Consider the following 18,582-nt stretch of genomic DNA (forward strand, 5'->3'; position numbering starts at 1 on the left):
TACGAATAGTCGGAAGGGAGCAGGAATGGAAGCGCTGGCCAGCACACCTGTCACGGCGCGTGACGGAGATCGAACCTAGAGATAGTCTAACAGATTAGAAGTGGATTCCAACACCAGCGAACACATTATCGTATCCGTGGTTGGCGCCTTTGCCGCCGGCAAAGTTAATCCCTAAATCTCTTCCATTGGAATTGTGCTGATATCCGGCGGAAAGAAAATAGCGCTGAATGGTATACCGCAACGTAAAACCAAGATCATAGGTATGCTTCGTCTGACCGGGAGAAGAAAACCCCGTTGATCTGACCTCGCCGATACGCTCCGGCGCGTACGCGGCGCCGACGTTCACGAGTGCTTCATACTTACCCAACTGATACCCCAAGGCCATTCCGCCTCCGACTTGCGGAATGTTCATTCCGTCAAGGAGCGCGCCCTTTACATAGGGACCGATCTCAAATGCCCCCTCCCCAATGGAAGCGACGGGGAAAAGCCGATCGGCAAATATCTGCGCCGTCGCTTTGCCTCTCCAGGGAGAGGTTTCTCTATTGATACAAGTCCCGCAGACCACTCCCGCCCCGAGACGAAATTCTACGTCCGTATGGGCCTCATAGGGATGGGCGATGGCGGAAGGAACGACCGCCGTTGTCACCAAGATGACCATCCATGCGGTGGCGATGACGATTCGACTGGCCAAACCCTGTACTGGGCGAGCGGCGGCGGCCACCCTGCGATCAAACACCTCTTGATGTCGACGGGAACAACGAGATATCGACAGAGTAAACGAATGCGCGCCCTTCTTGTCTCTCATCGACCCCCCAGTCACAATTTTGATACACCGTAGATACCACGAGGGATCATAAATGATGTGGCTCAACCTGTCCAGAACAGTTGCAAGCAAATCAGGAAGAACTATCGAAAAAACTATTCCCTCATCGGATTAGACGAACGCAGGAACAAAGAGTCCGGATCTGGTGTGCGCCCACGATCTCGTCCTGCTGGATATGCCGGCTCAATTGGGTTGCTGTCGTCTTTCAGTAAAATCGCGCAAGACGAGTACCCGCCCGACGATCTGTCCATTTTCCTGTACGCTGGCGATATTCGCCTCCCTACTCACAGCCCGCCCGTCTTTTGGACAAACTCGAGCTCCACGAGAGAGGGAACCGTATCTCCACGTTTCACGGCAGCCAGCCGGCCTTGAGCCCTGGCCATGGACTCAGGCGTGAGGACCGCCCAGAAGGACCGCCCGGCCAAATCATCTTCCCCTATGAGCATTTCAGCTTTATGATTACACCACTGAATGATCCCCTCGCTGTCGATATAGATGATGGCATCATTGATGAAATTGACTGCCAGCTGAAAACGCTTCTCATAGTTGAGGCGAGCGTGAACCTGGCGCTCGACCTCTTCTTCCAACCCGGCGTTTTTAACACAGAGGGCTGTTTCGCGTTTCTGGAGTGCCTTCTGTTGGGAGCTAATAAGCGCCCGCATCTGATCAAAAAACGCTGTGAAGCGCAGCAGTTCATTGTTCCCAATCGGCCACGTGCTCGGAATGCTTACCCCTCCGGTAATCGCGTTAGCCTGTCTATCCATGCGATCACCCAATCGGGCAAGCGGCTGACTGATTGTTCTCGTCACCGTCATCCCGATCACTGAGAATAAGACGAGACAGAACACCGTCCCTCCCGCGAGGATCGTCAGTAAATCTCTGCGGTCTTCTTGAAGATATTCGTCTGCCGGAATGATGATCTCCAGCCCCCCCATCACATCGTGCAGCTTGAAATCTCGTTTGGGGCTGAGGGGATGGTTATTATGACAGTCGAGGCAGGACTGGGCCGTGGCACGATCCGCCGACAGATACCGGAACACGGCACGACCTTCCAGGGTATCTAGCCTGAAGAACTGCTCTGCGGAATGACTCCTGATATAGTCGAAGGCTTCGCGCTGAAATTGGTCCGAGAGGCCCTTGCGCTCGTTGATCGGCCACGGGCCGATGAGTTGGGACTTGTATAAACCGCCATGGGCGACGATCGCATCCGACACTTCCTGAACGAACGTCACGGGCAACGGAAATCGTCCATGCGCAAGGCGATAATCCGCATCCACGATACCACCCATCTGAATCAACCGGGGGACAATGACGCTGGCGTAGTAGTCCCGGTCTGCCAGGATTTGCGTCGTGATGCTGTCGGCTCTTTTCGTCAGCTTATCTTGCAGTCTGCTGACGTTCTGCTGATGGATCATCCATGCGGCACAGCCGACCACCAGAACAATGACCGGAAAAATAAATGCAACGAATTGGCTGGTCACTCGCCAGGCACGAAAAGGCACCAGCATTGACATTTTCACCTCATTTTCACCTTACAATGAACCTGCCGATATAAACCACAACTCGATAATAATTGATACCACTTTCTTGCAGCACGCTATGAATCTATTACGTATAGAACCTAATATCCTCCCTCGTTCCCGCCATCGGCGCGGCGCGGGTTTTCGCGCCCATTCTCCACAGGCCCGCAGCTCCGCGCTCCCGCGATCAGCCATCGGCCCTACGCCATCAGCTCTTCTCTATGGAAGGGCTGGACCGGACCGGCCCTGACCCAGTAGAATGGGCCATCCGCTTTTCCTCCCCCCCCGCCTCGACGGCACGTTGGAAACGGTACGACTCAAACGGCATCCCTTAATGTGAAGGAATTATCATGAGTGTGAAATGCGGAATCGTCGGGCTGCCCAACGTGGGCAAGTCCACCCTCTTCAATGCCCTGACTAAATCGGGAATCGCAGCGGAAAACTACCCCTTCTGCACCATCGAGCCGAACATCGGCATCGTGGAAGTGCCGGATCCGCGGATGCAGGCATTGGCCGACATCGTCAAGCCGCAGAAGATGCAATATGCCACCACCGAGTTTGTCGACATCGCCGGACTGGTGGCCGGAGCCTCGAAGGGCGAAGGCTTGGGCAACCAATTCCTCGCCAACATTCGCGAGACCGACGGGATCGTGAACGTGGTGCGCTGCTTCGAGGACGACAACGTGATTCACGTGGCGGGCAAAGTCGATCCGATTTCCGACATTGCCACCATCATCACGGAGCTGGCGCTGGCGGACCTGACCACGGTGGAAAAGGCCCAGGAAAAGAACGTAAAGCTCGTGCGCGCCGGCAATAAAGACGCGGCGAAACTGGGCGAACTGCTGGATCAAGTGGCGGCCTGTTTGAACCAGGGCACGCCGGCCCGCGCGATGAAGCTGGATGCGGCGCAGATCGCCTTGCTCAAGCCGCTCTGCCTCCTCACCATCAAGCCCGTCATGTACGTGGCCAACGTGGCGGAAAAAGGCTTCGCGAACAATCCCCTCTTGACCCGCCTGGAAGAATTTGCCGTACGAGAAGGGGCGCCGGTCGTGGCCATTTGCGCGGCGCTGGAGTCGGAAATCTCCGGGCTCTCAGACGAAGAAAAGCTGGAGTTCCTGACCGATGCCGGCATGGCCGAGCCGGGACTCAACCGCCTGATTCGCACGGCCTACCAGGTGCTGGGCCTGCAGACCTACTTTACCGCTGGCGTGAAGGAAGTCCGCGCCTGGACGATTCATGTCGGCGATACGGCCCCGCAAGCCGCCGGCGTCATCCATGGCGATTTCGAGAAGGGCTTCATTCGCGCAGAGGTGATCAGCTACGAGGACTTCATCGCCTGCAAAGGCGAGGCTGGCGCGAAGGAAAAAGGGAAGATGCGGCTGGAAGGCAAGGAGTACGTGGTGCAAGACGGCGATGTCATGCATTTCCGCTTCAACGTCTGACCGGCTGCTGAAACAGGTCGCCAGCTTCGTTCTCGCTTCGTTCAGACCCTCAACGTACCCAAAGGGTACGCCTCGGATCTTCACTCGGCTGCGGCCTTGCTGATCGACCTGTTTGAGCAGCCGGTGGGGAGCTACTTCTTGTCCTTGTCAGAGGTCTGAGGCTCCGACTTTCCTGAGCCTTTGCCCGTGAGGTTTTTAAACGTGCTCCCGATGGCCGGGCCGATCTTCGGAATCTCCTGCTCGATGTTGCGCGCGGCGCTCTTCAGCCCACGCCCAAGATCATCCACCGTCAGCCCTTTACCGTTGTCCTGTTTGGACTTTCCGGCTGAGGGCTGATTGTCGCCGGAGGTTTCGGCTGCGCCAGCCCCGGCCGTGCATCCAAAAACCAGCACCGCGAATATCAACGCTGTTACGTGCCTAGATCTATTCATGCAGTTACCCTATCATGAACCGATCCTTTCGTCCGAGTAAAAAACCGGCCGTGCCGATGGAATGGCTTGAGCCAGGCCCTGGAACCCCTGCCCCGATTGACTTCCTCCCCCGCCCGCGGTACAGGTTGCAACAGTCGAACAATGCATATTCCCGCTTCATCCATCACCAAGAGGCCCCATATGAAGAACGTAGAAATGACGATCCAGGGAACGATTTTGACGATCAAGGTGGATCTATCCAAAGAGTTCGGACCCTCCGCATCTGGCAAGACCACCATCATTGCCTCGACGGAAGGCAACGTGACCATTCCAGACCGCGAAGAAAAGATCGGGCTGAACGTCTACAAGAAAAAATAACGGGCGTCACCCGATGAAGATCTTCGTCCTGGGAGTGGGCGCAACCGGTTCACTGCTGATCCAACTGTTGAAACGGCAAGGCCATCGCATTTCGTGCGGGGATCGCGACCCTGAGCGGGCCCGCCGATTCTTAGGCGAAACCTCGGCGATTCCCGTGCAGCAGGTGAACGCCCGCAATATCGAGGGCATCGTCACCGCCGCACAGGGCACGCAGCTGCTGATCAACGCCTGTCCCGCAGTCTTCAATAAGATCATCCTGCGCGCCGCAGTCCGCCTGCGCGCCCACTACCTCGACATGGCGGCACATCTGACCGAGAATCCCTTTCAGGCGGAACAGCTCCGTTTCGCAACAGATTTCCAGAACATCCGGCGAACGGCGGCGATCACGGCAGGCATCGCGCCTGGTCTCACAAACCTCCTCATCGCCGCCAGCGCGGACCTGCTCGACAGCGTCGAGACGGTTCAGGTCCGGCTATATGAAGCGACGGAGAGCGACAGTCCCGTCTCACAATGGTCGGCTGAAGTCGCCTTCGATGAGGCGGTCTCGCGGCCACGCCTCTATCGCCAGGGCCACTTCACGCTGGGCCAGCGATTCGGCGGGCGGGAGATCTTTCGATTCCCGGCTCCGATCGGGCCAGTGGGAGTGGTGTTGGCGGCGCAGGATGAAGTGGTCACGGTGCCGCAGGTGATCCCCTTGCGGTCGATGGATGCCAAGATCGGCGGATCGGACATCGATCAACTGCGGCGCTGGTATCGGCAAGGGAAACTGCGAAAATCTCGCGGCCTGGTGCCGTCGCAGTTCCCCAGGACCCCGACGCCAGGCACGGTGCATCAATTACTCCATCGAGGCATTCTCCACAATGCGCGATTTGCCGCAGCCGTGGTCGTGACAGGCCTGAAACAGGGCCGTCCTACGCTCATCCGGTGGGACGCCACGATGCCGAGCCTCCACCTGCTCAGACGGCGCAAGCTCCTCTGCTCACCGATCGCCTGGGCGACGGCGGAGATGGCGGCGCTCTTTGTGAAACATTTCCCCCGCACGCAATCGGGCGTCCATCCGCCGGAAGCCTTCCCTGCTGAAATCAGACGGGCCATTCTTCGCGACGCCAAATCCCGCGGCATTCAACTCGTCAAACGAATCACAGCCCTTCCTCCCACGAAGCGATAGAGGGCCCGGTCCTGGACCGGCAGAGAAAGAACAATCAGAAACCCTGTTCTTTCCTGACTCAGCAAGGTTGACAGAGTATAATCGGCAGCCCAAGCCTCTTACCGCTCCCAGGCACAATAGACAGATCGCCTCGAAAGGATTCTTGTGACACTCCCCTCATGTTTTCATGCGCCCCTCAGCCGGGAACGGGATCGGATCAGGGCTGAGATGTGCGGGATTCAAGGATTGCTGCCGTTGCTGATGAAGCAACGGAATGGCAGCAGCTGGACGCCAGCCGAGCGGGCACAGCTGCAAGTCCACCTGCGCAGCCTGACGACCCTCAGCCCCTACTTGCTCGTCTTGCTGGCGCCTGGTTCCTTTGCCCTCTTTCCCCTCCTGGCCTGGTGGCTGGACCGGCGCAGACAAACACGGAACAACCAAGACCGTGCGGCAGCTGAGGCTCGCCAGATCCTGGCAGACAAAGGCCCCTCTGCCTCGTCTCCGAATCCCTGAGGAATGGCAAGCAACAGGGCGGGACTTCTCTCTTCACTTGTTGTAAAATTATCCACGGCAAGTCGCAGGACTCGAACATAAAACTCTCGGCAGCACCCAACCAGATGACACAACCACCGCCCACCTCTCATCCCCGCGATCCCCTGCATGGGATCACGCTGGAGACCATCATCAAGGAATTGGTCGCCCGGCATGGGTGGGAAGAGATGGGGAAACGGGTCCCGATCCGCTGTTTCCTTCACGACCCCAGCGTGAAATCCAGCCTCACCTTTCTCCGCAAAACCCCCTGGGCGCGCGAACGGGTCGAAGGCTGGTACATCGCCTATAAAGATCTGTGAACGACCGCTGCTAGCCGCTCCATCATTCAGCCCTCACAGGAACCACGACCCTATGGCCTCGAACGCGACCATTTTCAAAGCAGCCCTGCAAATTTCCGACATGGACCGCCAGTACTATCAGGACCATACGCTGACCCTGGCGCGCCATCCATCCGAAACCGATGAACGGATGATGATGCGATTGCTGGCCTTTGTGCTCCATGCGCACGAGGCCTTGGCCTTTGGCCGCGGGCTCAGCACGGAGGACGAGCCGGACCTCTGGCAAAAGGATTTGACCGGCTCCATCGATCTCTGGATCGAAGTGGGCCAGCGTGAGGAAAAAAGCCTGCGTCAGGCCTGCGGCAAAGCGAAACAGGTCTATCTCTATACCTATGGAGGCCGCGGCGCCGACCAATGGTGGGAGAAGAACCAGGCCAACCTGGCCCGTCTGCATAATCTGACGGTGATCAATCTGCCGCTGGATGGAAGCCGTGCCTTGGCCCAGCTGGCACAATCCAGCATGCAGCTGGAATGCACCGTTCAAGAAGGACAGGTCTGGATGGCGGATGGCACGAACACCGTGCACCTGGAACTGACGGTCCTGAAAAGCGCCTCAGCCCAATTCGGGCATTGACGCCAGGGCGCGGGGCAGATCTGTGACGGGGGCGAAGCGATGAAAGAGAAAAAACGCATTCCCACAAGTGGCGAACCGATCGTCTGGACCAGCCCATTCGCACCGCTGAAGCAAGCCGTGCAACTTGAACCGACCCAGCGGCCCGAGGCAAGCAACAGTGACGAAGCAGCCCCTGCGCCAAAAAAATCCCGTGGCCGAGTGGATATCATCCGTCAGACCGCCCACCGAGGCGGCAAGACCGTCACTGTCGTCACGGGCTTTCTCGGCATCAGTCTCGCGGAAAAAGAACGGCTGGCGAAGGAGATGCAGCAGGCCTGCGGCGCCGGGGGTACTGTGAAGGAAGGCCGGATCGAGATTCAAGGGGACCAGCGAGACACCGTCTCTCGCATTCTGACCAAGTCCGGCTTTCGTCCTGTGTTCGCGGGAGGATAATACTCAGCAAGGGGGAAATCCACGGTCCGAGAGAACGCATCCCGCAGGATGCTCAAAAAGACCGTCAGCGAGGCCGCAGCCGACGAACGCACCGGAGGCGTAGCCCCTGGCTACGTTGAGGATGCGTTCAAGGCGAGAACGAAGCTGGCGGTCTTTTTCAGCATCCTGCTAATCTTCCAGCCAAATTCTATCCAGCAATACCCTGAACTCAGCATCTTCAGGCACCGTGTCTGTCTCAGCGTCCTTCACCATGTCCCGATAGAGTTCTTCGCCGCCCAACGTCAACGCGTATTGCAGCGACTCCATCGCCTGGTCCGGTTGCCCGCTCAAGAACAACAGATAGCCCAAATTGCCGAGCGTCGAGGCATTCTGCGCTTCCCGCTCGAGCACGCGGTCGAAATTCACCCGCGCAGTTGCCAGCAGTTGCGTTCGCGCCTCGCGGTCGTCCCAAGAAAGTTTGGCCTGGCGCAAGAGGTGAAGGCCCATGCTATTGAACGTCCTCGTCACCTGTTCACGTAAGGATGGCTCCGTCGCCTCACCGAAACGAGCCACGACGTCTTCATACACGGCCGTCGCTTCCTCGCTCCGGCCCAGCCGGTCCAACGCGACGCCTTTATTCACCAGCACTTTCGCCACCCCTTCGCGCAGGGACAGTTCCGGCGCCATGCCAAAACGAGCCACGACTTGATCATAGGCGGCAATGGCTTCCTCGTACCGCGCGAGCCGGCCCAGAGTGACGCCTTTATTCACCAGCGCTTTCGCCACCCCTTCGCGCAGCACCGGCTCCGCCGCTTCGCCAAAACGGGAGATGACTTCTTCATACGCGGCAATCGCCTCCACGCTCCGCGTGAGCCGACCCAGAGCCACCCCCTTGTTGAGCAGCGCTTTCACCACCTGCTCGCGCAACACCGGCTCCGTCGCCTCGCCAAAACGGATCACGACTTGCTCATAGGCGGCCAAGGCTTCCGCGCTCCTGGTCAGTCGGCCCAGGGCCACGCCCTTATTGAACAGCGCTTTCGCCACCTGCTCGCGCAACACCGGCTCCGTGGCTTCGCCGAAACGAATTGCGACTTGCTCATAAGCGGCAATGGCCTCTTCGCTCCTGGTGAGCCGGCCCAGAGTCGCGCCCTTATTGAGCCAGGCTTTAGCCACCTGTTCGCGCAACACCGGCTCGGTGGCCTCGCCAAAATGCATGATCACTTGCTCATAGGCGGCCAAGGCCTCCGCGTTCCTGGTCAGCCGGCCCAGGGCCACGCCCTTATTGAGCCAGGCCTTCACCACCTGCTCACGCAGAATCGGTTCCGTCGCCTCGCCAAAATTGGTCACGACATATTCGTAGGCCCCGATCGCCTCCTCGCTACGATTCATCTCGGCCAGCATCACACCCCGCGCAACCTGCGCGCGCGCCTCCTGCTCCGGTGTGGCGGCGACTTTCGATGCTTGGAAGAAGTAATTCGACGCTAAATCGAATTGCTTCGCGCTGTAGGCCGCGTAGGCGCGGGACTCCCAGTCGCTAAACGTATAGTCGTTTTCGGGTTTTTGTTTGAGATGCCGTTCTTGCGCATCGAGGACTTCAACCTGCTCGGGGGTCGGCGCCACGGGAGTCGTCTCGGTCAATTTCTTCTGAAGTTGCAGCGCAACCTGCTCCGCCTTGGCCGCAATCTCATCCAGGCCCGCTTGGATCGTTTGACTGGCCTTCGCGGCATCGGCCGCCGCTTGACTGGCCGCCTCGCGTGCCGCGGCATTCGACTCGGATTCCTGCCGCGCCATCCGCGCCTCCGCAGCTTCCTGCGCGGCCTCCTGCACCTTCGTCCCGGCGCTGTACCAGGCAGCCATGCCTCTCGCCGCAACCAACAATGCATGGCTGACGCTCACGACATCGGCCCGGATCTCGCTCAGAGCTTCTCTGCCGCCATCGTTCCGCTCGGACTCATGCTGCGCGATCCAAGCCTGCACCGTGTCTCGCGCCCTCGTCCCCGCGCTATACCAGGTCGCCACTCCCGTGGCCGCCACCAGCAGAGTGAGGAACGATGCGAAGATGACGAGAAACATTTGCAAGCGACCCGTTTCGGCATGGATATCGGCCAGCTGACCATCTTGCTGTTCAATCCTCGACTGGAGCTCGTGCAGATCTTTTTGCAGACTTTCTTTTTGCGCCTCAAGTTGCGCCGCCAGCTGCGCGGCAAACTGCGCATCCTGCTCCTCGATTCGCGATTGCAGATGCTGCAGATCTTTTTGCAGGCGCGCCTCTTGCGCCTCAAGCCGCAATCTGGTGGCTTCCTTGAGCACGGCGATATCCCGCTGGACCTCGAACAGCCGTCTTTCTTTTTCATCGATCGCCGTCGTCAAGGTTGCCGGGTACGCGACCAATTCAAACGGCAGCGCAAGCCAGCCGAGGCAGGCGATCAATAAGACTCTGGCAATCCACGGTATCAACATCGGTTCAGAACCTGTACGGGAACAAAACAGGGACATTCGCTATCGCACCATCCGCGTCACCCGGCCAATGCGGCGCAGGCTGAACAAACAGGGTTGCAACTTTTCCTAATTGTCGTAATTGTGTGGAAACGGGGTTGCGGAGGGAATGAAATGCGGAACCGTCAGCGTGCGTGGCCTGCAGCCGATGCACGTTGACGGACTCCCTCGCTGGTGCTTCGGATCGGAACAGCCGAAGCGCGAATTGCATTATTTGTTCTTCTTCGCGACCTTAGCGGCGCGCTTTTCCTTCACGGTCGTGGCTGGCTTCTTCTTGGTCGCTTTCTTTTGCGTCATACCCTTGGCCATGTGTTCTCTCCTCTGATGAATGGGTGGATACTATATATAGTAGGCGACGCGCTCGCCGCCCCCAGCTATATACCCCAATTGTAAAAAAAAAGGAATAGGCAAATAGGCCAGATCCGGCTCGTTCATCGATTGACTTCAGCCCTTCCCCCCTGTACAGCTTGCATCATTCGATCGAACGATCTGCGGAGGTGTCGAGTGGGGAATCCAGAGGGCAAAAAGGAGCGAGACGGGTTCGCCGATGCGATCAATCGCGCGGCATTCGGCAAAGAACGTGTGCTCTTGCGCCGGCGCGGCCGGGCCGTGGCGGCGGTCGTGCCCATTGAGGATCTGCGGTTCCTGGAAGATCTGGAAGATCGCATCGATCTCGTCGATGCCAAAGCCGCCTTGGCCCAGGCCAACAAAAAAGGCGCGCAGTCGCTCGATACCATTCTCAAAGAACTAGGACTCTGAGCGTACCCATGCTCTCCACAATTTTGCTGGCCCCTCCTGCCGAACAACAACTCAGAGCCCTCGACAAACCACTCCGGAAGGCCCTCGCCAAATGGCTCCAGACGATCAAGCATCAGCCTCGCTCCCCTGACGCAAAAAAACTTGAAGGCCTGGACCATCTCTATCGGGTGCGCGAAGGCGATTATCGCATTCTCTATGCGATTCGCGACCAGGACCTCCTCGTCCTGGCCATCAAACAGAGCGCGCGCGCAGACGTCCCGCGCGCCTGAACACGTTCGCTACCGCCCGCTGTTGAGGGGAAGCCGAATGTGGATCGTGGTCCCGACGCCGAGCGCACTCTCGACGGCAATCGATCCCTTGTGGGCGCTGACCACATCCTTCACGATTTTTGTGCCGAGCCCTGTTCCCCCGGCTTTCCGGCTGATCACCTGGCTGGTAAATAGCGAGTCCCGCACCTCAGGGGGCATCCCTCGCCCCGTATCAACAACGGAGATCAGGAGCCTCTCCGCTCCCACCTCGACCTGTCCACGCACCGTCACGGATCCACCGGGAGGGACTTCCGGAATCGCGTTATCGATCACGTTGTAAAAGGCATTGAACAAGCGGCGCTCATCCGCTTGAATGACCGGCAACAACTCCAGACCTTCGGCATGCAACGCGACGCCCTTCTCTGCCGCATACCGCTGGAGCGAGGTCATCACGTCGGCCACACAGGTCGCGATCCGGCAGGGTTTAAATTCCGGCGCCGTCGTCACGCCCTTCACCGCATCGGCCAATTCCCTCACGCGATCCTGAATGCGGCGGGCATTATTGACGACCATGCCGACCAGCTCACCGCTCACCTTCCGATGCGCCTCGGCCTGCGCCCCCTCCCCCTTCACCACTAAACGATCGAGAATCTCCTGGACTTCCTCCTTCAAAAGATCCACGCCGCTCAGCACCGGCATCAACATATTCTTGACGTCGTGACCGATATCTCCCAGGGCACGGGTCACCTCCGCCACTTTAATCTCCTCCAGGAGCTCTGCCGCCAAACGCTTTCGCTCACTGATATCCTCGATCGTCCCTTCGTAATGGAGAAGATCTCCCTGCTGATCGCGCACCTCCCGCGCGTTCACCGACACGGAAATGACGCCGCCATCCCGGCAGGCCAGCTCTGTGTCAAAGCCACGAAGGGCCCCGGACTTGCTCAGCTCGGCCAGAACCTCGTCCCGCTTCTTGGGGTCGGCATAGAGCTGAAGCCCGATATTCGTGACGGTTGAAACCAGCGATTCCGGCGAGTCATAGCGCAGCATCTGAGCCAGGCTGGGATTGGCCATCAGAAACCGCCCATCCGGTGTCGACTGAAAGATCCCCTCCACCGCATTTTCAACGACGCTCCGATAGCGCGCTTCCGCCTGTTGCTTCGCTTCCTCGGCCTGCTTGCGGTTCGTAATGTCACGAATGATCCCGCTAAAAAAAGTCCTGCCTCTGTTCTTCCCGCTGCCCAGGGACAGTTCCAACGGAAACTCGGTCCCGTCTTTCTTCAACCCATGCAATTCGACCGTCCGTCCCATAACACGGGCCTCGCCGGTAGCCTCCAAGCGCGTCATGCCTGCCCGATGCGCCTCCCTGTATCGTGGCGGCATCAGCAACGTGAGCGGTTGCCCGATCACTTCCTCCTCGGTATAGCCGAAGAGTCGCGCGGCAGCCTGGTTCCACAAGAGGATGGTTCCGTTGTCATCGGCCAGCAGGACCGCGTCAGGCGTGGCGCCCACCACAGCGCGAAACCGTTCCTCGCTGGCGCTCAAGTCCTCCTCGGCTTGCGCAGCCTTGGAGGCCAACCGCTGCTCATCAGCGATTTGACGGAGCGTGAACCGGAGTTCATAGGAGTTGTAGGGCTTCGTCAGGTAGGTGAAGGCGCCGCAGTGGAGGGCCTCGACCGTATCATGCTCCTGCGTGGAGGCGGTGAGCACAATGACCGGAAGGAAGGGATCGAGTTTCTTTACCCCGCGCAGGACTTCCAAGCCGCTCAGATCCGGCAAGCCAAGATCCAAAATCACAACTCCGACCTGTCCCTCTTCGACTGCGCGCAAGGCCTCGCGTCCGGTCTGCACCGTACGAACCTCATACCCGGCATGTTTCAGGAAATCGTCCAGGGCAGTACAGATGTCCGGCTCATCGTCCACGATGAGTACGGAAGGGAGAGGAAGGAGACTAGTATCCATGAGCCACCTCATCCCAGTTGAACGGGAAAGGCCTGTGACCGGTAAGAGCTTGCACCGATCGAAAGAAAAAGTAAACTAGGTAGGCTCCTGTAACTATTTATCGAGGCATTGAAAAGCTATTGCGACACAACACAATAACCTTCCAGTAGGATGCTCAAAAAGTCCGACAGCAAGGCCGCAGCCGATGAAAGCACCGGAGGCGTAGCCTCTGGGCTACGTTGAGGATGCTTTCGAGGCGAGAACGCCGCTGGCGGGCTTTTTCAGCATCCTACTACGGCGCGCTAGAGACAATGTCCTGATAGTAAGCTTCCAGCATGGCCCTACTGGCCGGCTCGACAAGGACCAGCTGACGCTGATCCAAGGTATTGGCGCAATAGAGATAGACTCCCTCCTCTGCCCGACCAAGCTCGGCATGCAGTTGGCGACCATCCGGCCCCTGCTTCGTGGTCTCTTTCAGGAGATGCTTTGCGCGAAGTTGCTCCCAGACCATCTGCGCGGAGGGCCAATGGTTCTCATAGAGAGGCTCGCCTGAATCGATTGAACCGGTTTTCAGTTTGGCTCGGTCGAAGGGAGGGCCTTCGTCCGGCTCCGGGCCTTCATCCCAGTGAAACTGCCGAGCCGCTCCCCGCCCCAACAGATAGAAGGGCCCATCATCGGCCACTTCCTCCACCAGACGATAGCGGATCAACTCCGGCTGCTCGATCAAGCCGAACCCTCGCGCCGCCAAGGCCCGTTGCAGCGGGACTCGTCTAGCCAGCTGCCGGGTTTTCTCAAACAGGATCATGCGCCCGTCGGCAGCAATCAGCGAGCTCAAGCGATCGAGCCTAGAGCCGACCCCTGTTCGCTTTTCAAAGTCTGCTTGTGGCTGACTCTCACTCGCACGCTCGAAGGTATTCCAACTGCGACTGGGGATGCCTGGATCCTGTTCCGCCTGGAGGATGGCATGGGTGGCAAGGATCAGATCGTAGGAGTCAGCGGAAGACGTCTGATCGAGATCGAGACAATCGAACCGCACATTGGTCAGACCCCGCGCCGCAGCCTGCACTTGCGCGCGGGCGATCGAAGCAGGCGAGCGGTCGATCCCCACGAAAGTCTTGTCCGGATATTGTTTCGCATAGAACGTCGTCAGGATGCCGACGCCGCAGCCCACATCGAGAATGGAACGGGCCTCACCGATGCGATCGGCCACACGCTGGCCGATCGCCAGATAATAGTCGTACCGTTGACTATAGAGGACCGGGAGAATGTTCGGATGGGCCGTGGCATCGTAGAACGCCACCTCATCGATCGACGATCCGCGACGTTTCTGCTCGACCTGTCGATGTAAGGTTGCGATCTCATCCGGCGAGAGGGATCCCCTCTGCCACTGGAAGTAGGCCTCGTCCGACGTGAACTGCCGAAGACCCCACCAAGCCAGGTGTGAATGGAGCGATGCCAACCGTGAGTCGTTAGTCATGAATACAGCCTCGACCCGCCTGCTCAACAGGTTTTCCAGCGAGGCCGCAGGTGAGTCGAAACCGGCGGCGCACCCTTGGGGTACGTTGAGGATTTCGATGAGCCGAGAACGAAGCTGGAGAGCCTGTTCAGCAGGCGCCTACGGCCTCTTCAGCATGATGGCGTCAAAGTACGCCTCCGGCACCGGATGCGGATACCGCAGTTGGCCAGACCCGAATGACACATACTTTTCGCAGGTCAATTGCTCCAGGCCGATCGGGCCCTTGGCATGGAGCCGCGAGCCGCTGAGACCGATATCAGCGCCAAACCCGTAGCTGTCGCCGGCATTGAGACGGGACGAGGCATTCACGAACACTGCGCTGGCATCCACTTCGCGCGTGAACCGCATGGCCGACTCATAACTCGTCGTCGCAATGACGGCGGTGAGACAGGGTCCCTGCGCCACGATATGCGCCAAGGCCTCGTCCAGGTTCGCCACCATCTTGACGGCCAACACACGCCCCTGGAATTGGGTATGCCAATCCTCTTCCTTCGCCGGGATGATCGAGGCATGGCCGGTCATCGCCATTTGCCCCATGAGGGCCATGGTCTTCGGACAGGCCCGGACTTCGATCTTAAATTCTTCGAGCATGCGGTTGACCAACGGAGGCAGGAACTGCCGCCCGATCACCTGCTGCACGAGCAGCGTATCCAGCGAGTTCGAGGCAATCGCCTTCTGCACTTTGGAACTAATCGCCACGTTTTGCGCCATCGGCATATCGGTGTCGGCATCCACGTACATATGCGTGAGGCCCCCGTCGTTGCAGAGCACCGGCATCTTCGCCTGTTCAACCACGACTTTGCGGAGGCCGGCCCCGCCCCGCGGGATAATCGCATCAAGGCTCTTGCCGGACCGGATCAGCTCAACCGCCACTTCCTTTTCCGGTCGTTCGATGATGACCCATGAACCGGCCGGCACTCCATTCTCCTCTGCGGCTTCGCGCAGGCCTACCCCGATCGCCTCTTGCGTCAGACCCCACTCAGGCGCGCCACGAAATACGCAGAGGTTGCCTGACTTAAAGCAGAGGGCAATCGACTCCACCGTCACGAGCGGGCTCAATTCTGAAATGACACCGATCACCCCGATCGGCACGCGCACCCGGCTGACTTGCAATCCGTCAGGCCGTTCCCACCGTGAGGTCACAGCGCCGACCGGATCCGGCAGGTCGGCAATCAAACGGAGACGATCGACCATCTCCTTGATATCGTCCGAGGTCATGCGCAAGCGGGCGACGGCGGCCTTCATCCGGTCCTTCATGACGTCGGCCTCGTAGGACTTCCCGACCGCATCCACGTCCTTTTCGTTCGCTGCCAGAATCTTTTCTTCGTCAGCCGCCAACCGATCCGCCATGGCGCGCAGGGCCTTATCTTTGACAGGGCCCGGCAACAACGCGAGAGACCTCGTCATAATACGGCAGTCTTTCAACAGCTTATCAATGTAAAGCTTAACGGGAACTTCAGGCATGTTCACCCTCGTAAAACGTGAAACGTTAGACGTGAAACATCATTCGGCACAATCAACAAGCGACGAGCAGGAGACTATAGCATGCGATTTTTCCGACAGTAAACAAACTAAGCAGAGCGGTCAGACATCCGTCGGCATCGCAAGTCCTCTTCTTTTCGAGCGACGCGCCACCCGACCCATCCCCAGAACAGCGACAGAGGGATCAGAACCCAAGCCATCTGCCCCGCCGTAACACCCAGAGCCTTCACCCAATTCACGATCCACCCGGTCGTCGCATCGCCCCCGCGCGAAACAGCCGTGTCAATAAAGTTCTTGGCCTTGTACTTCTCCTCCCGGCTCATCACCGTAAAGAGGACCTCGCGAGCCGGTTTGGCGATCGCATATTCGCCGACGCGGCGCACGATGGTAAAGCCGATGAAGACGGCCAGAATCGGCAAAACTGCCACCAGCCCGAACCCGATGGCACTCACGAGCGGAAGCGCGACGAGGGCCGACGCCAATCCAAACCGGCTCATTAAGCGGCTCGTCACGAATACCTGAACCAGAAAGGTCAGCACGTTGACGCCCAGATCGATAAGGGCAAACAGACGCGTCCGTTCCTGAGGAGAGACCATCTGCTCACTCACCAAGCGCGCTTGCTCCAAATAAAGGAAGGTCGCGGTCGTGGTCAGACACAAGAGATAGAGACAGATGCCCAGGAGATAAGGGGACGAAAGCGCCAGCCTGACCCCAGCCCAGATACTGCCGCCGATCGGTTCGCCCAACTGACGCACCTCCCGAACAGGCCGCGCCATCGCCCAGCGATCCAGTCGGTGGATGCAGAGCCCGCACAGGGCCAGGCAGCCAGCCGAGATGAGCAGCAACGAAGGAATCGGGATGACATAGGTCAGCCCGGTGGTCAGGAGCGGGCCGACCATCGCGCCAATGCTGCCCCCTGCGGCAATCACGCCAAAGAGCCGGATGCCTTGCGCGGGCGTGAAGAGGTCGGCCATGAAACTCCAGAACACCGACACGACGAACAGATTGAACACCGACAGCCACACGAAGAAGCAACGGGCGGCCCACTGGGGGGAGAGATGGCTCGTCATCACGACGAAAAACGCGAGGAGGTTGAAGCCGAAGAAGGCATAGACCGTGAGCAACAATCGATACCGCGGCACGCGAGCGGAGAGCCACCCGAAGAGCGGCGTCACAAGCAGCAGGGTCACGAAGGTAGCCGTCATCATCCAGGGCAGGTGCTGCACCCCGCCTTCGATCGCCATCTCATCGCGCACGGGACGGAGGATGTAGTAGCCGCAGAGCAGACAGAAGAAATAGAGGAACGCCCAGCCCACCGGGACGGCTTCGTCCGGTTCTGCATCGATCACCGACGGGAGCACATGACGAAGCCAGGCCATAGGACCGCATCCTGACGAGGCCCCCGTCTCCCGCGCAAGAAGAAAATTTGCTAGAATGCGCCGAACCAAAGGACGTGACGCAGGCTCACGAACATTTCATGATCGATTTACGCAGCGATACCGTCACGAAACCCACCGACGCCATGCGCAAAGCCATGGCCAGCGCGGAGGTGGGAGACGATGTCTATGGCGAAGATCCCACCGTGAACCGCCTCCAAGAGATGGCGGCGGCGATGTTCGGGAAAAAGGCCGCGCTCTTCGTGCCCTCCGGCACCATGGGCAATCAACTCGCCATTCGCCTCCACACGCAACCGGGCCAGGAAGTCATCGTCGAGAGCAAGGCCCATATCGTACGGTACGAACAGGGAGCAGCAGGAGCGCTGGCCGGAGTTCAGCTCCATTGGGTCGTGGGAAACCGGGGCCTCATCTCAGCCGAGCAGGTGGAAGCGGCCATCCGCCCCACGGACCCCTACACGATTCAAACGGGCCTGATCTGCCTGGAGAATACCCATAATAGCGGCGGCGGCACGATTTATCCGCTGGCCACGATTGAACGGATTCGCGCCGCAGCAAGCACCCATCGCATTCCGATGCATCTGGACGGGGCCAGGCTGTTCAATGCCATCGCCGCTACCACTCTGCCTCCTGCCTCCTATGCCCAGCACTTCGATACCCTGTCGGTCTGTCTCTCAAAAGGCCTGGGAGCGCCAGCCGGCGCGCTCCTCATGATGAACGATCTGACGCTCCTCGACAGGGCCAAGCGGCTGCGCCGGATGTATGGAGGCGCCATGAGACAGTCCGGCATCCTGGCCGCTGCCGGCATCTATGCGCTGGAGCACCATGTCTCGCGATTGAAGCTGGACCATGACCATGCCAAGAAGATGGCGCGACGGCTGCAACAGATCTCTACGGTCAGGATCAGCCCGCAAGACGTCGATACGAACATCGTCATTTTCGACGTCATCGGCCACAGGCTGACGCCCCCGGCGCTGGTCGCAGCCCTGAAACAGGAGGGGCTCTTGATCAACGCCCTCGGCGGCACCAGTTTTCGCGCCGTCACCCACCTGGATGTCTCCAGCGCCATGACCGATCAAGCCTGCGAGATCTTCGCCCGTGTGCTGGGAGAATGAATCGCCCGCTCATTGACACCTCCCCCACTGAAACCTAGA

At 59.1% G+C, this 18,582-nt stretch carries 18 protein-coding genes and 1 pseudogene; 10 read left to right on the top strand and 9 right to left on the bottom strand.

Features of this window, described 5'->3' with window-relative positions; all coding sequences use genetic code 11:
- Positions 1 to 94: 94 nt before the first annotated feature.
- Both NT179_02245 and NT179_02250 read right to left on the bottom strand, forming a co-directional pair.
- Complete coding sequence (locus NT179_02245; protein MCX5720838.1) at positions 95 to 736, bottom strand: hypothetical protein; 642 nt, start codon at positions 734 to 736, stop codon at positions 95 to 97.
- 371 nt (positions 737 to 1,107) lie between these two features.
- Positions 1,108 to 2,337, bottom strand: coding sequence for a DUF3365 domain-containing protein (locus tag NT179_02250; protein ID MCX5720839.1), 1,230 nt, complete (start codon positions 2,335 to 2,337; stop codon positions 1,108 to 1,110).
- A gap of 356 nt (positions 2,338 to 2,693) precedes the next feature.
- On the opposite strand from NT179_02250, the gene ychF reads away from it, so the two are divergent.
- Complete coding sequence (gene ychF, locus NT179_02255; GenBank protein ID MCX5720840.1) at positions 2,694 to 3,785, top strand: redox-regulated ATPase YchF; 1,092 nt, start codon at positions 2,694 to 2,696, stop codon at positions 3,783 to 3,785.
- Between the two features lie 131 nt (positions 3,786 to 3,916).
- Here ychF and NT179_02260 read toward each other — a convergent pair whose 3' ends face one another.
- A complete protein-coding gene (locus NT179_02260) occupies positions 3,917 to 4,216 on the bottom strand; it encodes a hypothetical protein (GenBank protein MCX5720841.1) in 300 nt (99 codons plus the stop codon).
- A gap of 180 nt (positions 4,217 to 4,396) precedes the next feature.
- Here NT179_02260 and NT179_02265 point away from each other — a divergent pair, with 180 nt between their 5' ends.
- The 6 genes from NT179_02265 to NT179_02290 all read left to right on the top strand — a co-directional run bounded on the left by NT179_02265 (position 4,397) and on the right by NT179_02290 (position 7,616).
- Positions 4,397 to 4,573 carry a hypothetical protein gene (locus NT179_02265; protein ID MCX5720842.1) on the top strand — a complete coding sequence of 59 codons (177 nt, stop codon included), beginning with the start codon at positions 4,397 to 4,399 and terminating at the stop codon, positions 4,571 to 4,573.
- A 13-nt stretch (positions 4,574 to 4,586) separates the two neighbouring features.
- Positions 4,587 to 5,741: a saccharopine dehydrogenase NADP-binding domain-containing protein gene (locus NT179_02270; protein MCX5720843.1), complete on the top strand. Its 1,155-nt coding sequence runs from the start codon at positions 4,587 to 4,589 to the stop codon at positions 5,739 to 5,741.
- Between the two features lie 144 nt (positions 5,742 to 5,885).
- Positions 5,886 to 6,233 (top strand): hypothetical protein, encoded by a 348-nt coding sequence (locus NT179_02275; protein MCX5720844.1) that lies wholly within the window; start codon positions 5,886 to 5,888, stop codon positions 6,231 to 6,233.
- Between the two features lie 104 nt (positions 6,234 to 6,337).
- Positions 6,338 to 6,571: a VF530 family protein gene (locus tag NT179_02280; protein MCX5720845.1), complete on the top strand. Its 234-nt coding sequence runs from the start codon at positions 6,338 to 6,340 to the stop codon at positions 6,569 to 6,571.
- Between the two features lie 52 nt (positions 6,572 to 6,623).
- Positions 6,624 to 7,184, top strand: a complete 561-nt coding sequence (locus tag NT179_02285) for a YaeQ family protein (GenBank protein ID MCX5720846.1) — start codon at positions 6,624 to 6,626, stop codon at positions 7,182 to 7,184.
- A gap of 39 nt (positions 7,185 to 7,223) precedes the next feature.
- A complete protein-coding gene (locus NT179_02290) occupies positions 7,224 to 7,616 on the top strand; it encodes a translation initiation factor (GenBank protein ID MCX5720847.1) in 393 nt (130 codons plus the stop codon).
- Between the two features lie 168 nt (positions 7,617 to 7,784).
- On the opposite strand, the gene NT179_02295 is transcribed toward NT179_02290, so the two are convergent.
- Positions 7,785 to 10,055, bottom strand: a complete 2,271-nt coding sequence (locus tag NT179_02295) for a tetratricopeptide repeat protein (GenBank protein MCX5720848.1) — start codon at positions 10,053 to 10,055, stop codon at positions 7,785 to 7,787.
- Between the two features lie 540 nt (positions 10,056 to 10,595).
- Here NT179_02295 and NT179_02300 point away from each other — a divergent pair.
- Together NT179_02300 and NT179_02305 are read left to right on the top strand one after the other, a co-directional pair.
- Positions 10,596 to 10,850 (top strand): type II toxin-antitoxin system Phd/YefM family antitoxin, encoded by a 255-nt coding sequence (locus NT179_02300; protein MCX5720849.1) that lies wholly within the window; start codon positions 10,596 to 10,598, stop codon positions 10,848 to 10,850.
- A gap of 8 nt (positions 10,851 to 10,858) precedes the next feature.
- Complete coding sequence (locus NT179_02305) at positions 10,859 to 11,119, top strand: type II toxin-antitoxin system RelE/ParE family toxin (protein MCX5720850.1); 261 nt, start codon at positions 10,859 to 10,861, stop codon at positions 11,117 to 11,119.
- Between the two features lie 9 nt (positions 11,120 to 11,128).
- On the opposite strand, the gene NT179_02310 is transcribed toward NT179_02305, so the two are convergent.
- From NT179_02310 to NT179_02330, 5 genes and pseudogenes are all read right to left on the bottom strand, one after another.
- Positions 11,129 to 12,673 (bottom strand): PAS domain S-box protein, encoded by a 1,545-nt coding sequence (locus tag NT179_02310; protein ID MCX5720851.1) that lies wholly within the window; start codon positions 12,671 to 12,673, stop codon positions 11,129 to 11,131.
- A 45-nt stretch (positions 12,674 to 12,718) separates the two neighbouring features.
- Positions 12,719 to 13,057, bottom strand: a pseudogene (locus tag NT179_02315) (response regulator).
- 271 nt (positions 13,058 to 13,328) lie between these two features.
- Entirely contained in the window at positions 13,329 to 14,513 is a 1,185-nt protein-coding gene (locus NT179_02320) for a class I SAM-dependent methyltransferase (protein MCX5720852.1), read from the bottom strand.
- A 138-nt stretch (positions 14,514 to 14,651) separates the two neighbouring features.
- The gene (locus NT179_02325; protein MCX5720853.1) at positions 14,652 to 16,016 is read right to left on the bottom strand and encodes a glutamate-5-semialdehyde dehydrogenase; all 1,365 of its coding nucleotides are present in this window, start codon (positions 16,014 to 16,016) and stop codon (positions 14,652 to 14,654) included.
- A gap of 107 nt (positions 16,017 to 16,123) precedes the next feature.
- A complete protein-coding gene (locus tag NT179_02330; GenBank protein MCX5720854.1) occupies positions 16,124 to 17,413 on the bottom strand; it encodes an MFS transporter in 1,290 nt (429 codons plus the stop codon).
- 98 nt (positions 17,414 to 17,511) lie between these two features.
- On the opposite strand from NT179_02330, the gene NT179_02335 reads away from it, so the two are divergent.
- Positions 17,512 to 18,543 carry an aminotransferase class I/II-fold pyridoxal phosphate-dependent enzyme gene (locus NT179_02335; GenBank protein ID MCX5720855.1) on the top strand — a complete coding sequence of 344 codons (1,032 nt, stop codon included), beginning with the start codon at positions 17,512 to 17,514 and terminating at the stop codon, positions 18,541 to 18,543.
- The last annotated feature ends 39 nt before the right edge of the window (positions 18,544 to 18,582 follow it).

It is taken from the genome of Nitrospirota bacterium (genome assembly GCA_026387665.1).
Classification (GTDB): Bacteria; Nitrospirota; Nitrospiria; order Nitrospirales; family Nitrospiraceae; genus Palsa-1315.

Coding starts and splice junctions, on each gene's coding strand:
- NT179_02250 (MCX5720839.1), bottom strand. CDS start 2,337: ATGTCAATGCTGGTGCCTTTTCGTGCCTGGCGAGTGACCAGCCAATTC.
- ychF (MCX5720840.1), top strand. CDS start 2,694: ATGAGTGTGAAATGCGGAATCGTCGGGCTGCCCAACGTGGGCAAGTCC.
- NT179_02260 (MCX5720841.1), bottom strand. CDS start 4,216: ATGAATAGATCTAGGCACGTAACAGCGTTGATATTCGCGGTGCTGGTT.
- NT179_02265 (MCX5720842.1), top strand. CDS start 4,397: ATGAAGAACGTAGAAATGACGATCCAGGGAACGATTTTGACGATCAAG.
- NT179_02270 (MCX5720843.1), top strand. CDS start 4,587: ATGAAGATCTTCGTCCTGGGAGTGGGCGCAACCGGTTCACTGCTGATC.
- NT179_02280 (MCX5720845.1), top strand. CDS start 6,338: ATGACACAACCACCGCCCACCTCTCATCCCCGCGATCCCCTGCATGGG.
- NT179_02285 (MCX5720846.1), top strand. CDS start 6,624: ATGGCCTCGAACGCGACCATTTTCAAAGCAGCCCTGCAAATTTCCGAC.
- NT179_02290 (MCX5720847.1), top strand. CDS start 7,224: ATGAAAGAGAAAAAACGCATTCCCACAAGTGGCGAACCGATCGTCTGG.
- NT179_02295 (MCX5720848.1), bottom strand. CDS start 10,055: ATGTTGATACCGTGGATTGCCAGAGTCTTATTGATCGCCTGCCTCGGC.
- NT179_02305 (MCX5720850.1), top strand. CDS start 10,859: ATGCTCTCCACAATTTTGCTGGCCCCTCCTGCCGAACAACAACTCAGA.
- NT179_02320 (MCX5720852.1), bottom strand. CDS start 14,513: ATGACTAACGACTCACGGTTGGCATCGCTCCATTCACACCTGGCTTGG.
- NT179_02325 (MCX5720853.1), bottom strand. CDS start 16,016: ATGCCTGAAGTTCCCGTTAAGCTTTACATTGATAAGCTGTTGAAAGAC.
- NT179_02330 (MCX5720854.1), bottom strand. CDS start 17,413: ATGGCCTGGCTTCGTCATGTGCTCCCGTCGGTGATCGATGCAGAACCG.
- NT179_02335 (MCX5720855.1), top strand. CDS start 17,512: ATGATCGATTTACGCAGCGATACCGTCACGAAACCCACCGACGCCATG.